The sequence below is a fragment of the Planktothricoides sp. SR001 genome, assembly GCF_001276715.1.
Classification (GTDB): Bacteria; Cyanobacteriota; Cyanobacteriia; order Cyanobacteriales; family Laspinemataceae; genus Planktothricoides; species Planktothricoides raciborskii.
In genome coordinates, this window is sequence record NZ_LIUQ01000002.1 from 65,817 (window position 1) to 81,945 (window position 16,129).

A 16,129-nucleotide genomic window follows, 5' to 3' on the forward strand; every position below is an offset into this window, starting at 1 on the left:
TTTAACAAAGCAGATTCTCATGCTCGCAGATTACTGGAAGATCACTTAAATCGCTTAGTCAACTTAGGTTATACAGGAGAAATTGCTAAAAATGGTAAAACAGTGAAAGCCAAAACAAATTCTGAAAAAGAACGACTTCAGCAATTAAATAATGAATTTAATAATTTACCAGAACATTTAAATCGAGTGATGAAGAATATTATAAATTCTATTTGTAATCAGGCAGTAAATAAAATTTATGATGCTGTTAATCAACTGTTTAATTGCTATTTAGATTATTTACAAAAAGAATTAGAAACAACCGCCCAGAACTTATCTATCCAATTTCCTCATTATCAACTCAGTCAAGTAGAGCGTGATTTAAAATTTAATTTTGATTTGAAAGCTAATTTTGCGATCTTAGAAAAATTGGAAGAAGAACGGATCCCAATGATGAAACTATGTAGAACTTGGTGGAGTTTATGGCTAATAGAAGTTCCTGTTAGCAAAATTCAATATAAAAAATTTTATATTGATAATGCAAATCTTCCGAGTACACTGGATCTACTAGGTGGCTGGATACTGCAAGCTAAACAAGTAGAAATTGAGATTGTTAATCAACTTGCAGAATGGTTATTAAGACAAATTGATGATTTAATAAAAAATGTAGATAACGTACAAAGAGAAATTGTCGATCACTATGAAGATAGACTAAAAAAAGCATATCAAGAAATTCAATTAGATTATCAAGTACAAAGAGAACTTTATGATAAAATTAGAAGTATCTCTGACCAAATGACTGAAAAACTATTAGATATTAGCTGGGCAAAAATTAACGAATTAGAGGAGTGAATCACAAAAAAATCCAAAAAAATCGATCCAATTATGGAAAAATTTAATCGCATTTAGGGAGTTAAAAAATAGCAACAATGGACTGGAAAACAGCATCATCACATTATGCAGCGCGTCTTAGCGAGACTCTCACCGTTCATCGCCATGCGCTTGATTTAGCCAAATTACCTCAAGCACAGGTTCCTGATAACTTAAAGCAAATTCTGATCGAAGAAGCTGACCCTACGCGGCGTCAATTAGAAAGACTCCAAAAAGGGGAATTTCGCATCGCCGTGGTGGGCTTGGAAAAAGCGGGCAAAAGTACCTTTATTAATGCGTGGCTAGAATGCGACTTGCTACCAGCAAAAGGCGGCAGATGTACCTTTACCACCACTCAAATTTATTCCGTTGCCAACGAGTCTGACCAACGGCTAGAAGTTCAAGTGAGAACTGAAAAAGAATTTCAAAGTTTTTTACAAGAACTCGAAGCAGTGGGTGCTCAAGAGGATTTGAAAACCATAGAAGCTAATCAAGAGACTTTAGAGCAAGTCAAACGAGCAGGCACCCAGACAATTCCCTTTACTCGTTTAGAAGATATTCGCGAACCCTTAAAAAAATATGTAGCTGATGAAAAATATGCTTATGCGGTCTTAGAAGCGCGACTTTATACCAATAAATTAGCCCAAGCCGATGGCATTGTGTTTTATGATGTTCCCGGTTCTGACTCTGGTTTGGCTAAACATAGTGATGAAGCCAAAGCAATTCTTTCTGATTGTGATGCGGTAATTGTCATTCAGCGGTTTCGGAGTATTCGTGAGGCAGAACTAGAGATTATCGAGTTTACAGAAATTGGCGATAAAAATGTCAAGATTGCTGATAAGCTGTTTGTCTTTTTGAGTCATATTGATGCCCTGGGAACTGCTGCCGCTTTACAACAACATATCGCCGAAGCTTCGCAAGATTGGCAGAAACGGGCGAAGTTACCAAAAAAACGGATTGTTGCTGGTTCTGCTGGGGCTTATTTGATTTTAAATAATCTCGCAGGAGAACAAACAAAATTAGAAATTGGCAACCCTGAGACGATTCGCCGCAAGTTACAAGATTTAACCAATATTAATGAGGAAAGTGGGTTAAATACCGAAGCCACGGGTATTCCTGAAATTAAACAGCGGATTGAGGATTATATTAACAATGAACGGGTTCATGTATTAAAAAAACGCTGCGAATCTTCCATTCATAAAATTCTTGACACCTCTGAGGAAATTTATCGCCTAGTGCGTCAAAGATATCCAGAAAATCCTGAAGAAGCCAAGCAACTAGCCGAAGAACATCGGCGAATTGCTTTTACAGAATGGTGGCACCACAAATGGGAAGAGATTAAAGCAGACCTTCAGAATTTTTATAATTCTTCTGTGGTGGGCGGTCAGCAAAAAAATAGCCTTGATTCTTTGAAGAGTCTGGAAAACTTTAAGCAACGATATTTGCAAGTTGTCCAGGAGGAAATGCAAGCACTACGCCAGCAAACTTTAAAGAAAAAAGATATAATTTTTGCGGCCAACTCGAATCCCGTGTTTGACCGAGATAAGGCCAATATATTATGGCGGGAAGATTTATATAATGACTTGACTAAAGTTTTAAATACGATCGCCAATAACCTAGCATTGGAATTACAACAAGAGGCGGTTAAGTTAATTGCTTATATGACTAAGTTGTTGTGGGGCAGCAAGGAAGTAGAAGCCAGACTGAGCAAAAATTCACAAGCATATCTAGAAAAATTAGAGAATAGTTTGAGTGTGCTATTTTTACGGTTTGCCCGTCCGGTGGCTGAAGCGTTAATTCGCGGGCCAGTTAATAGTGATACTCGGAATGAAATCGTGAAAAGTTTGGGGGTTGATATTGAAATTGTTGATAACTACTATACCGGGAAGGAACCGGCTTTTGAGGTTCTAAAACGATATGTTAAATATGGGGTTGAGTTATTGATTAGTTCTCAGCTAAGAAAAGATATTTTAGGGGTGGCAGAAGTCGCCCAACAAGTTGCCGGAATTGCCTTAGAAATTAAAGAGGATATTGCTGAAAGTCAAATCCCTCCCCCAGAGAAAGTTGTGCGGGAAGTGACCACGGATCTGGCGGCGTTTCAGGAATCTTTAATGTTTGCTATTTTTGCTGCTGCGAATTTTGAGTCTTATTGTATTCAAGAGTTGCGCGGTTTAGTGGATAATTTCCGGGAAAAAGAAGGGGTTTGGAGTGGGGTGGCGATGAATGAATGGTATAGAAAAAATCCCGCGTTGTTGTCCCAGTTACCAGAAAGTTTACAACCCCAAGAGTTTAATGTAGAGGTCAGTCATTACCTGCGGCAGTTGGGGGTGGCTTTGAAGCGCGATCGCACATTTGATGATTAGGTTAAAAAATATAAGTCCAAAAAATATCAGGAAACGGCAATGCCAGGACACGGCATTGCCGTTTCCCTACGGGATGTTTTTTAACCATATATAATCGCAAAATTTAATCATCATTTTCGATCTCATCAAAAACTGGCGGCCAAAGTTCCACAATGGGCAACTCCCAACCGGGGAATAATTCGGGGATGGTTAATGTGTCTTCATTACCCAATGTAACAGCTTCTCCCGTCGGACGATAAATAGTTAATGTTTCCTCATCCGGGTCAATCAACATCCCCACCTTTGCCCCTAATTCTATAAAGGAAAGCAATTTTTGTTCTAAGGGTTTTATCCTGTCGCTTTGGGACTTAATTTCTACCACCAAATCAGGAACTAATTCGCCAAAATACCGCACGCTACGGCGCAACCGTTCCGCTTTGACAAAAGAAACATCCGGGGCTTTTAAATTAGCATCTGGCAGAATAAAACCTCCCGCAGAGTCAAACACGCGGCCCAACCGACGCGGATAAATCCAGTTACCTAGCAATCTAATTAATTGAACGCCCACTTCACTCGATATAATATCTGACGGCCCCATAACAGAAATTTGTCCTTTTTCCAGTTCTAATTGATAATCTAATCCGGCTTCCCGTAAGGTTGCTTGAACTTGTTCTAAGTCTTTGACGGTCATCGTGGCCATGACAACAGACTCCAATAATAAAGACTATGCTCATTTTAGCGAGGGATTGACTCGCTTGTTGGGGGCGATCGCCCTGGAAAGCTTCAAGAAATGAGCGCGATCGCTCACTCATCGCTCATTCATCGCTAATTATAAGTATAAACGCCGAGTATCAATACCGAGTATTAACACCGATGAGCGATCGCGGCCAATCCCACCCAGGGGATTTTGTAAAAAAATTTATCGTGAAACTTTAAGTGAGAATTACTAAAACCCAACTTTTGTAAGAAAATAGACCAAAGGATTGCAATTTAAAACGCTGATTATTGATTGATGATTGATTTTATCGAAGCGATCAACGATAGCGCCTACCAGATTGTAGAGAAAAATTTTTATACTAAAGTGTGAATTTATATCACTATAGTATCAAATTAGGAGCAAAATCACAAAAATCAAGGGGAATGGCTTTTCTGATTTAGGATCCGATTTTGATTCTCTCTGGTGTTGGTCGGCCTTGGATCAAACTCCCCAAAAATTAGCCCTGTATTGAGCGATCGGAGTTGACAAATTGACACAAACAAGCTATCTTTACGAAAAAAAGATGAATGTTCGTCGTTGGCCGGTCTTTAAAGGAAAGCTTTTTTGCTGAACGAATAGAAACCGTCAGAAATTCACTAGAAATTGGCGTCGGTTTGCTAACTAAATAGTAAATCTATTTAAAATTTCTGAGTAATTTCCCACGACCAATCATCGGAATGGCTTGTTAAGGTTGAGGGTTTTTTGTGACAATTTACGTTGGCAACCTGTCCTACCAGGCAACTGAAGAGGACTTGAAAACTGTTTTTGCCGAATACGGCTCAGTTAAGCGAGTGGTGCTTCCCACCGATCGCGACACAGGCAAGATGCGGGGCTTTGCTTTTGTAGAAATGACAGATGAAGCTCAAGAAGATGTAGCGATCGAAGAATTAAACGAAGCTGAGTGGATGGGGCGTGTCTTGCGAGTCAATAAAGCTCGTCCAAAAGAGAATAACCGATCGGGTGGTGGCGGTCGTCGCGGTGGGGGTGGCAGATCGTAACTCGTCGATCTGCTTTCGCCTATAAACGCCCATAAATATTTGCTTTGGCTGCCAAAGGTGATTTAATTGTGAGTCGCCGGTTAAAGTGAATAAGCGAGTCATCGCCAAAAGCGATCGCCTCTGGTTGGAGCATAAAACATTTGATTAAATCGTTGAACCCCTCACCCCGATCCGATCTCTGATTACACAGAGAAACTGTACGGGCAGTGAGGGGTTTTTTTATTAAAAAGTATCAGGAACTACCATTTCCATCATCAATTCTAAAACTTAATTTATGTCTGCGACGATTGCATTAATTGCCCATGACCGGAAAAAAGACGAATTAGTCGCTTTTGTGAAAAAATATTCAGCCGTCTTTGCTCGGTATAAATTGATCGCCACAGGAACCACCGGACAACGCATTCAACAAGGAACAGGGTTAGAAGTTGAGCGATTATTATCCGGGTCAATGGGAGGGGATATTCAAATCGCCGATCGCCTAGTCACAGGACAACTAGCCGCCGCGATCTTTTTAATCGATCCCCTCTACGCACAACCCCACGAACCAGATATTCAACCATTACAGCGGCTGGCAGCGGTTCATAATGTGCCATTGGCGATTAATTTAGCCACCGCAGAGGCGATCGCTTCCGCCTTAGCCAAATCTTATGTCGCCCACTTAATTTATAACCCGATTGCCGGTCAAGGCAATGCGGAAGAAGACTTAAATTTAATCCAAAAAATATTAGAACCGCAACTCCATTTAGAAGTTCACTTAACCACCCCAGAAATTAGCGCCGAAGAATTAGCTAACCGGGCGATCGTGGCTCAACCGGATATCATCATTGCCTCTGGAGGAGATGGCACAATTTCTGCGGTAGCAGGCCAATTAATTAACACCAACATCCCGTTAGGAATTATTCCCAGGGGAACCGCCAATGCCTTTGCCGCAGCCCTAGGAATTCCCACCACAATTACCCCGATTAGAAGTGCTTGTGAAGTTATTTTAGCCGGCAAAACTGTGGTCGTTGATGCCGCTTACTGCAACGATTTACCCATGATATTACTGGCCGGTATTGGCTTTGAAGCAGAAACCGTTGAACGGGCTTCGCGGGAAGCCAAAAACCGCTGGGGGCCATTGGCTTATATTATCGCTGGTTTTCAACAGTTAAATCAGCAACAACTCTTTGAAACAGAAATAGAAATCAAAGAGGTAGTTAGAACCCTTAAAGCAGCGGCAGTCACCATTGCCAATGCAGCGCCCCCCAGTTCAATTATGGCACAAGGCATGGGCGAAGTAATAGCAACTGATGGCTTATTAAATGTCACCATTGCCGCCCCAGAAAATGAACTAAAAATTGTCAACACAATGGTGGATCTGTTGGGCGCTGCCTTACTGGGAACTCCCACAAATCGCCTAGATATTATTAACTTGCGAACTCAAAAAATTAAAGTGCGGACAAACCCCTCGCAAAAAGTTGTGCTAGATGGGGAAATTATTGGCACCACTCCCATAGAAATCCAATGTATTCCTAATGCATTAACTGTATTGGCCACCCCCAAGAAAGGGGGAGAAATCGTTCCGGTAGAGTAAAAACCATATAATAACAATTTATGCCCCACTTATGCCCCACCATTTCTCATACTAAATTATCACATATGGTGGGGCATAAATTATCGCTGATAATCGCTGATTTTACCTCAAATTAACACAAATTACCCCGATTATTCCGCCACCCAAATGGCATGGAATCCATAAGGAACTCGCTGGGGAATCATCACCCTGGCCACAGGTGCATCGGTCAAATTTTGAGCATCAAAAACCACCAATTCTGATTGCTGCTCATTCTCGTCATGGACAAAAGTGATTAACCAACCATCATCTTCAACCGTCGCACCGGGACGAGGGGCAAATACTGCTTCTCCCCCATAACGACCAGCCCCAAAGTGATGAGTTTCTGACTGACCTTTTTCTAGGTCATACTTAATCAAACCTTCAAACAAAGGCATGGGATTATTGGCCATTTTTCCGGTGTAACCATATCGGTTTTTACGTCCTACTAAGGTTTCATTCATCCGAGGAAACTCTGAAGCCACATCATCAAGCATTTGTTCGCTAACATTGCCGGTTTTGAGATTAAATCGCCACTGATATAAACGAGGAATCCCCGCATCCGGGTCACTATTTGCCTCTGGAATTGGCACAATATTCATCGCACTCATGCGACAGGCGATCAAGATTACTTCATCTCCTGCCTCGTAAGCGTTGAGAATATGAAACAGGAAGCAACTAGAACTTTCAAACCAGCGAATATTATCGTTATCGCCATGACGGGGAACGATGCCAAAACGACTGGGTAAATCCCGTTCAAACATTAAAAAAGGTTGCCCTTTTTGCATCCGTTCGGGGCGAAAAGTCAGGGGCAAGTCCATAAAGATAGTGTAATTTTCAGTAATAGCAAAATCGTGCATCATTACTGGGGTTGGCAACTCAATGGGGACAGTCTGTAACAGTTCGCCAGCGGCAGAAACCACACTATATTTTAAGTAGGGTGGTTGGGCTAATGAATACCCAAAAAACATCATTTCCCCCGTCACGGGGTCTACTTTCGGATGGGCGGTAAAGGCCGATGCTAATTTGCCATTGTAATTATATGCGCCGATGGTGTCTAAGTCTGGTAGCCGAATGGCGTGGGGGGCTCCAGCTTCCCAAAGGGCCAGCAGTTGCCCGGAATGCCAGACTAAGGCGGTGTTGGCGACATTTTTCACCGGGCCATAGGGATTATCCATTTGCGGTGGTTCTAAAAGTCCTGACCAGATGGCTTTTCCGGCTTGATGTTCGATTTGATATCCTTGGGTGCGGACATAGCGGTTACGATAGGAGGCTTTGCCGTTGTGAATTCTCACCCCATGTAACATTCCATCGCCATCAAACCAGTGATATTGCCCGATCGCCGGAAATTGAGGATTTGGGCCATTGCGAACAAACATCCCAGAAAGATCCGCAGGCAGTTCACCAATGACTTTGAGGTTTTCTGCCGTAATTTCTTGGTGAATTGGGGCAAAATTGCCGTCCAGATAAGGATTGACTAAAGTTGAGACCATGATTTTTTCAGGGATACCAGTCAGTTGAATCACTTTTATGATTAATTCAGCCTAACGCAATTTTCTATCGGCTGAACCAATGCCCGCCCATTTTTGACCAAATTTATCGGACAAATCCGCCGCCCCAAGCCAAAAATGCGCGGGAAGAGAGTCCCACTTCCCTATTCCCTACACTCATTCCCTACACTCCTTTTATTCCCACCTTAAATGTAAATGCTAAATGTAAATGCTATATTTATGATTCTTAATAAAATATCTTTAATTCATTTGGACAGTTTAAGTAAATGCAGTTAAAATATAAGGGTTGATAAATCATTCAAATAAAACCAATGAAGACGTTAAAAATTGACTTTAGTGCTTGCAGGCGTTTTTGGGCGGTAGCCAAACCATACTGGTGGGATTCTCAAGAAAGATGGAAAGCCATTGGGTTACTGTTATTGTTGATATTTTTATTAATGCTCCAAGCCAAGATGAATGTTCTCCAAAATGCCCAAAGAGGAGAGTTCACATCAGCCCTGGCTGAAAAAAATGCAGGCAGATTTTGGCAATCTGTCCTGACATATCTCGTGGCTTGTATGATTTTTGTGATTCTGCAAACTTTTGGTCACTATTTAGAAGATAAGATTCGCTGGTTTTGGCGCGGTTGGCTGACGAATTTATATCTTCAGAAATACATGAATAATCGCAACTTTTATTGGTTAGGAGATTGGAGGGCAAAAATTGATAATCCCGATCAGCGAATTTCTCAAGATATTGAAAATTTTTGCTATATGTCTCTGGTTTTGTTTATGCACTTTAGCTCATCTTTGGTTAATCTTATTGCTTTTGGGGTCGTTCTCTGGTCAATGTCTCACAATCTGGTGATTTTACTGATCGTTTATGCGGGTGTGGGAATGCTGATCGCGACGGTGGGATTTGGCCGGATTTTAATTCCCCTAAAAACCGAGCAACTCAAACGAGAAGCTAATTTCAGATTTGGCTTGGTACGCATTCGGGAAAATGCTGAGGCGATCGCCTTTTATGAAGGAGATAATCGGGAGTTAAATAATGTTAAGCAGATATTTAAGGCGGTTTTAAGTAATTACAACAAAATTATCCTCTGGGAGAGAAACTTAGAATTTTTTAGCAGTGGCTATCAGGTAATTACTTGGATATTACCGGCGGTAATTCTCGGTCCGAGGATCTTAGCTGGTGAAACGGAGGTAGGAATTTTGATCGAAGCAGGAGGGGCTTTTATCACTGTATTTAACTCTCTCATTGTGATTATCAGAGAGTTTGAAAAAACGACTCAGTTTGTGGCAGGAATTGAGCGTTTAGAAAGCTTGGAAAAAGTCCTAGAAGAACCAAAAGTATCGCCCAGTGATGGCAATCCAGCGATTGATACGATTGAAGATGCCAGTTTAAGTCTAGAACATCTGACTTTGCAAACTCCCAACTATCAACGGACTTTAGTTAAGGATGTATCTGTAGAGATGCAACCGGGAGAAAGATTGCTCATTGTCGGGGTAAGTGGTTGCGGTAAGAGTTCGATTTTACGAGCGATCGCCGGTTTGTGGAACTCTGGAACTGGGGCAATTCACCGACCGAAATTAGGGGAGATTCTTTTCTTACCCCAACGTCCTTATATGATTTTAGGTTCTCTGCGCGATCAACTGCTTTATCCCAGCACAAACCTGAATATTTCCGAGGAAGAAATATATCAGGTATTAAAACAAGTTAACTTGCCAGAGTTAGCGGAAAGGTTCGGTGGTTTAGATGCGATCGAAGACTGGGATCATGTGTTGTCAATGGGAGAACAACAGCGGGTGGCTTTTGCTCGTTTGTTGCTGACACATCCTCGTTATGCCATTTTAGACGAAGCTACGAGTGCGCTAGATGTGAAGAATGAGCAAAGTCTTTATAACCATTTGCAAAAGCTATCTACGATTTATCTTAGTGTGGGTCACCGTCCGACTTTGTTGCAATATCACCACAAAGTTTTGGAAGTCCATAATGATGAAACATGGCGCGTGATTTCTGCCCAAGATTACAATTTTATGTCAATGAATTAGTCAATTAATTAATCGGGAGATAACATAAGCGCGATCGCCCCTTTAATTTGCTGAAAATAATACTATTTACAAAAATTCATCCAAGATACCCTAACATTAGCATCCTCTTTCCTCTTTCCTCTTTCCTCTCTCCTCTCTCCTCTCTCCTCTCTCCTCTTTCCTCCCATAAGTGTGGACTTTTGCCCACCCTACAATATAAATACTGATTGTTGCATAATTTTGTGTAAATGGTATTACCGCTGTTTTTGGTTAATAGTTAGCGATCGCCTCTAAACCGGATGCAGTAAACGGGGGATTGGTCAATTTTGATGGTTTTTAACAAAGCCAAATTTTTACCCTGCCAAAGTTTAATCGTCCGGTCTTCACTGGTAGTTGCCAGTAAATTTCCTGCCCCATTAAAACTAACACTATATATAATATGTTCATGGGCGGGAATTTTCTGGAGTAATGTGCCATCTAAACGCCAAATATTCACAATTCCATCAGCCCCAGCAGAGGCGATTAAATCCCCATCAGGATGAAAAGAAGTAGCGATCGCCGCATTATCATGTCCCCGGAATGTTTGCACCTGTCCACCCCTACCCCAAACTCGATCTCTGAGCCATAATTTTACGGTGTTGTCCCGACTCCCAGAAACAATTTTTTCACCTTCGGGGCTAAAATTTACCGAGTAAACGATATCTTGATGACCGGATAAAGTTCTTAAACAAATACCATCTAGATAGCAAATTTTCACGGTTCCATCTGCTCCTCCAGTGGCAATTAATTTTCCTGCGGGCATGAAACTGAGGCCAAAAACTCCATTCATTTGAGCTTTAATCGTTTTGCTTAAATCGCCATTTAAACGCCAAATTTTTATGGTATCGTCAGCACTGCCTGAAGCAATTTTTTGTCCATCTGGACTAAAATTTAGGGCAAATACGGCATCACGATGGCTGTTCAATGTTCGCTCAAATACATAATTACTGGTAAACAAATTCCACCGCCAAATTTTGATTTGGCCATCAGCACTGCCAGAAACTAATAAATTGCGATCGGGACTAAAAGCTATGGTTAATACAGCAGATTTATGCCCTTTGAGAGTGGTCTGTAACTTGCCATTTGCCATAGTCTGATGGAGCGATCGCCTAATGCTTCAGCCAGCAATTCTTCTGTTTGATGATATGGTTGATGAGAATTTGGCATCAAGATATTGAGTAAAGTTAATAAAAATTTCCAAAATTAAATAATTTAAATATGCTCAATATGTCATAATATTCATAAAAATAAAAAAATCTCAAGATTATGAGTAACGTAGTCAAAGGACTGAATATCTATCTCATTGGCATGATGGGTGCGGGAAAAAGTACCGTAGGACGGCTGATCGCCAATCAGCTAGACTATCACTTTTTTGATACTGATGGCTTAATTTCTCAAGTAGCCGGACAATCAATTAATGAAATTTTTGCCACCGCTGGGGAAGAGGGTTTTCGGGATTTAGAAACTCAGGTAATTAGCGAACTTTGTGCCTATAAAAATTTGGTGGTAGCTACGGGGGGCGGTCTGATTATCCGACAAAAAAACTGGAGCTATCTACAACATGGGGTGGTGGTATGGTTGGATGTACCTGTGGAGCAACTTTATGCCCGTCTTCAAGAAGATACAACGCGACCTTTGTTAAGAGATCCTGACCCATTGGGCAAATTAAAGCGTCTTTTAAGCGATCGCCTCAATATGTATGCTCAAGCGGATCTCCACATCCAAGTGGACAGCCATGAAACTGCCGATGAATTAGCCGCCCGAATCTTACAAGAAATTCCCCAAGCTTTCAAGTCTGAAAACCAGAATGGAAAATTATCATAATTGGTTAAGATTTTGCCGTTTTTTCCTTTATAATCTCTTATTATCTCTGAGATAAGCGAAATCATCCCATGAGTCGATTCACATCAAGAATTAGTGACAAGACTTAGTGACAATCTTGAATGCTCATTTTAAGGAATGTAGACAAATATGATGACTGATACGATGAATGAAAATCAATCCCTGAAAAACTTGCCGGATAGCGTGCGCGTGAAAGTGCTCAGTGAAGCACTGCCTTACATTCAAAAGTTTTCCGGTCGGACGGTGGTGGTAAAATATGGCGGCGCGGCCATGAAAGATAGCACTCTCAAAGATCAAGTCATGCGGGACTTGGTATTTCTCTCCTGTGTGGGAGTGCGTCCGGTACTCGTTCATGGGGGCGGCCCAGAAATTAATTCTTGGCTGGCCAAATTAAATATTGAACCGCAGTTTAAAGATGGTTTACGAGTAACTGATGCGGCCACAATGGATGTGGTAGAAATGGTGCTCGTGGGCAGAGTTAATAAAGAAATTGTGTCATTAATTAATCAAGCTGGGGGCAAAGCCGTCGGTATTTGTGGCAAAGATGGCAATTTGATTAAAGCACGGCCAGAAGGTCGTAAAGGAATTGGTTTTGTGGGGGAAGTCAATTCGGTGGATATCAAAATTTTAGATTGCTTGGTGAATAACGGTTATATCCCCGTGGTTTCCAGTGTCGCTGCTGATGAAAGTGGCCAAGCATATAATATTAATGCGGATACGGTGGCCGGAGAAATTGCCGCCGCTTTAAATGCCGAAAAATTGATTTTAATGACCGATACGGTGGGGATTTTGGAGGATTACCACGATCCTTCTACTTTACTGGATAAATTAGATATTAATAAAGCCCGCACTTTAATTCAAGATGGGATAGTTTCTGGGGGGATGATTCCCAAGGTGAATTGCTGCGTGCGATCGCTGGCCCAAGGGGTTCGTGCTGGTCATATTATTGATGGTCGGATTCCCCATTCTCTCCTCTTAGAAATTTTCACCGATAAGGGCATTGGTTCGATGATTGTGGCTTCAGAATATATTCGTTAACTTTCTCTCTAGACTCAATCATTGGTGTCTGGAAAATATGTGCATTGCTGCTCTGGTGAGATGACGGATTTCTTTAATCCGATCGAAAACCGGGTTTTTTCATAAACCCGGTTGTTTCACTGGTTTTTAATGATTTCTTATTGTACAGCAGAACAAATCATATTCCCATAGAAAATAGGGAAATCCAAGCCCAAAAATCAGCAGTGAAAATATATTTTTGCAGATTTTTGCAGATTTTTGCAGATTTTTGCATATTCTTGCCGTAAATTTATTCTCTTTCTGATTCTAATTGTTGCAATGCTTCTTGACGATAACCGAGCACATCTGCATCATTGGGTTGCAAGGCCAAGGCTTGATCGAAAGAGCCGATCGCCTCTTGGGGTTGCTGACAGTTCATCAAGGCCAAACCACGCACCACCCAAGCCGGATGGTAATTCGGTTGTTGCTCAATCACTCGATCCAAAGAAGCGATCGCCTCTGGGTAATTTTTGTCATTCATAAAACACATACCTCGGTTAAACCAAGCATCGGGATAATGCGGTTGATGGGCAATAGCTTGATCGTAAGAAGCGATCGCCTCCGCATATCTGCCCAAATGCAATAAAGCATTACCTCGATTACTCCAAGCTTCGGCAAAATCTGGCTTTAACTTTAGCGCTTGTTCGTGAGAATAAATCGCCTCATCATATCGTTCTAATTGGCAAAGAACAACCCCGCGATTTTGCCACGCATTCATAAAATCGGGCTTGATTTGCAAGCATTTCTCATAAGAATCATTCGCTTCTTGGGGACGCTTCAGTAAAGTAAAGGTAAATCCCCGATTGAACCATAAATTCGGGTTATCAGGACTCAAATCGATCGCCGTATTAAAGATAATCAACGCATCTTCATATTCTTGTAAATTAAACAGTACCGCCCCTAAATTACTCCAAGCTTCAATAAAATCTGGCTTTAGCTTCAACGACTGCTGATAAGCGGCGATCGCCCCGGCAAAATCCCCGGCCTGAAATTTCTGGTTGCCCTCCTCAAACAAAGTCTTGACCACTTCCAGATTCTCTGGTGTCAGATTTTCTGATGTCAGATTTTCTGATGTTTCGGCTTCCGAACGATCCACTCCTGCTTCCTCGTCCGTCGGTGTAGAAGTCCACGACCCTTGACCCGCTTCTGTCCCTGTGGTTTCCTTTTCCTTTGAAACCGGAGAAGTTGCTGCCCCTGGTTGAGATGAAGATGGCGAAGTTGTCACCCGTTGAGATAACAACTGACTGCCGAGGTGATAAGCTACGGTACTGAATTCCCCACAATTGAACTGTCCCAGCTTCACCAGTCGTCTGCCTAAATCCATATTCTGAGTATTTTTCTTCAGCTTAGTCTCGCCAAACCGCTGTAACCAAGCCGCCCATAAAGCAAAATTGCCGCGATCGCCCAACGCTTCCAGGTATTTGACCACATCCTGTCGTTCCCAACCCAAACGCAACCCTTCAAGAATCTGATTAAACAATAAAAGATAATCCGCATCCTCCAGAGGAGGAAGTGGACCCTTGGGTGTAGAGTCCTCCAAAGCCCGATGTCGGTTTCCTGTCTTGTTAAACAACGGCCAAATCCCCATATCACCTTTTCTCCTATAAATCATCACTCGTGGCAAATTCTATCGGATCCTCAAAAGCGATCGCCTCCTTTGCCGCGTTTTCATATTAATCACTACCGATCAATATATCGCTCGTTATATCGATCGTTACAGCACTTGTCAGAGTTATGAAGTACAAAAAAACCCTGTCATTCCAGCCGATGGCGGCCTTCGCGGGGGTAAAGGCGGGAATCTGTGAAAACCTCTGTACTTCCCGAACGATAATAACCGCTATATAACGATCGCTATATCACTCGTTATAAAGTGCAAGTGTTTCCGTCTCTTTTCCTGAAATTCTCGGCAATTTTCCCATCACCGCGATCGGTCTATCGGGGGGCGATCGCCTCTTGAACCAGAGTCTGAGAATCCTTCGCCAACATATCTGTGGTCATTACTCAAATATCAGACAATTCTCAGAAAAAATACCTAATCAGCAACCGGCGATCGACCATCAAACGGAATCATCTCATCTATGGGATCGAAGGGCGATCGGGCTAATGGCTACTAGATATCCGCATCCAAGGCTGTTATGATTTAATCATTATTTAACGTCAGTGAATTACAATAATAAGTTTTGGGCAAATTTATTAGGCCAATTTAACTAACAAAATTCACCCTGGATTTAAGTCCCTGAATCTTGATATTCCGGCTTGACTTTCTCAAGGGATGTATTATGATTAAATCAAGCATAATGTTATTTAAAATACAAAATAGGGGGTGAGGTTTGTGCTAGAGGTAGTCAAGCAACAAAACTTCATGGTCGTTGATCTGAAAGAGGGCGTGAAAGTTCACACTCTCATCCCCAGCGAAAATCACGCAGCACTTCGGTGTGGTTTTGCCGGTTATCCTACTAATCCACGGTGGACCGCTGCCAAATTTCATGCATGGAAAACTGGGCAACAGTTAAAAGAATCACTCAGTCGAGGGGAAATGATTGTCCGTTCGGCTGATTCGATGCTAGTTGCCGCCTGCGAAACCCAGGACCAGCGCAAAAGTTCCCCACAAACTTCTGAATCAGAGAAATGTTCACCGAGTTTTTATGAATTTCTGATTAGTAGTTTCCGGATGTCGTTGCACATTAATCATCCGAGTGAAGGAGAGAGTCAACTAACCCCGTCTACGACTTCTCCCAATTCTCAGTCAAATAATCTCAATAATCATGACATGAAACAAGCTAACCAAAACCGGGTATCTCACAAATACAGTCGTGAATTTATAGAGGTTTATGCCGATCAAGGTTATTCTCAAGATGTCAGAAAAAAGTGTCTCCATCTCTACCTAGAAGGCAATGGATTCCGTCGTATAGAACGTCTAACTGGAGTGAGTCGTCATACACTGATTAACTGGGTCAAAGAAGCAGGGTCTTCTCTATAAAGCGAACCCGGTTATCAAGAAAATGCTTAATCTGACTGAAAAATCTATTCATTGTTGACCGTTGACCGTTATTGGTTGACGGTTATTTGTTGGTTTTTGGTTGGGGAACGGGGAAAGGGGAACGGGGAAAGGGGAACGGGGAACGGGGAACG

Annotated in this window: 12 protein-coding genes; 8 read left to right on the forward strand and 4 right to left on the reverse strand. The window is 41.9% G+C overall.

The window, feature by feature from the left end; translation table 11 throughout:
* Window positions 1-102 precede the first annotated feature (102 nt).
* Together AM228_RS01510 and AM228_RS01515 are read left to right on the forward strand one after the other, a co-directional pair.
* The gene (locus AM228_RS01510; protein ID WP_054464338.1) at window positions 103-831 is read left to right on the forward strand and encodes a hypothetical protein; all 729 of its coding nucleotides are present in this window, start codon (window positions 103-105) and stop codon (window positions 829-831) included.
* Window positions 832-908: 77 nt separating this feature from the next.
* Window positions 909-3,212: a dynamin family protein gene (locus tag AM228_RS01515; protein WP_054464339.1), complete on the forward strand. Its 2,304-nt coding sequence runs from the start codon at window positions 909-911 to the stop codon at window positions 3,210-3,212.
* Window positions 3,213-3,315: 103 nt separating this feature from the next.
* Here the strand turns inward: AM228_RS01515 and AM228_RS01520 are convergent, their stop codons facing one another.
* A complete protein-coding gene (locus AM228_RS01520) occupies window positions 3,316-3,891 on the reverse strand; it encodes a Uma2 family endonuclease (protein ID WP_054464340.1) in 576 nt (191 codons plus the stop codon).
* A gap of 761 nt (window positions 3,892-4,652) precedes the next feature.
* Here AM228_RS01520 and AM228_RS01525 point away from each other — a divergent pair.
* Both AM228_RS01525 and mgsA read left to right on the forward strand, forming a co-directional pair.
* Entirely contained in the window at window positions 4,653-4,946 is a 294-nt protein-coding gene (locus AM228_RS01525) for an RNA-binding protein (protein ID WP_054464341.1), read from the forward strand.
* Window positions 4,947-5,220: 274 nt separating this feature from the next.
* Window positions 5,221-6,519 carry a methylglyoxal synthase gene (gene mgsA / locus AM228_RS01530; RefSeq protein ID WP_054464342.1) on the forward strand — a complete coding sequence of 433 codons (1,299 nt, stop codon included), beginning with the start codon at window positions 5,221-5,223 and terminating at the stop codon, window positions 6,517-6,519.
* A 131-nt stretch (window positions 6,520-6,650) separates the two neighbouring features.
* Here the strand turns inward: mgsA and AM228_RS01535 are convergent, their stop codons facing one another.
* Window positions 6,651-8,063, reverse strand: a complete 1,413-nt coding sequence (locus AM228_RS01535) for a carotenoid oxygenase family protein (protein ID WP_231636532.1) — start codon at window positions 8,061-8,063, stop codon at window positions 6,651-6,653.
* Between the two features lie 296 nt (window positions 8,064-8,359).
* Here AM228_RS01535 and AM228_RS01540 point away from each other — a divergent pair, with 296 nt between their 5' ends.
* Window positions 8,360-10,081: an ABC transporter ATP-binding protein/permease gene (locus tag AM228_RS01540; protein WP_054464343.1), complete on the forward strand. Its 1,722-nt coding sequence runs from the start codon at window positions 8,360-8,362 to the stop codon at window positions 10,079-10,081.
* Between the two features lie 256 nt (window positions 10,082-10,337).
* Here the strand turns inward: AM228_RS01540 and AM228_RS01545 are convergent, their stop codons facing one another.
* Window positions 10,338-11,189, reverse strand: coding sequence for a WD40 repeat domain-containing protein (locus AM228_RS01545; RefSeq protein ID WP_054464344.1), 852 nt, complete (start codon window positions 11,187-11,189; stop codon window positions 10,338-10,340).
* A gap of 176 nt (window positions 11,190-11,365) precedes the next feature.
* Here AM228_RS01545 and AM228_RS01550 point away from each other — a divergent pair, with 176 nt between their 5' ends.
* Window positions 11,366-11,923 (forward strand): shikimate kinase, encoded by a 558-nt coding sequence (locus AM228_RS01550; protein WP_054464345.1) that lies wholly within the window; start codon window positions 11,366-11,368, stop codon window positions 11,921-11,923.
* 147 nt (window positions 11,924-12,070) lie between these two features.
* Window positions 12,071-12,979, forward strand: a complete 909-nt coding sequence (gene argB / locus AM228_RS01555) for an acetylglutamate kinase (RefSeq protein ID WP_054464346.1) — start codon at window positions 12,071-12,073, stop codon at window positions 12,977-12,979.
* A 268-nt stretch (window positions 12,980-13,247) separates the two neighbouring features.
* Here the strand turns inward: argB and AM228_RS01560 are convergent, their stop codons facing one another.
* Window positions 13,248-14,585: a tetratricopeptide repeat protein gene (locus AM228_RS01560; protein ID WP_054464347.1), complete on the reverse strand. Its 1,338-nt coding sequence runs from the start codon at window positions 14,583-14,585 to the stop codon at window positions 13,248-13,250.
* A gap of 744 nt (window positions 14,586-15,329) precedes the next feature.
* Here AM228_RS01560 and AM228_RS31575 point away from each other — a divergent pair.
* Window positions 15,330-15,977, forward strand: a complete 648-nt coding sequence (locus AM228_RS31575; RefSeq protein ID WP_156331458.1) for a hypothetical protein — start codon at window positions 15,330-15,332, stop codon at window positions 15,975-15,977.
* The last annotated feature ends 152 nt before the right edge of the window (window positions 15,978-16,129 follow it).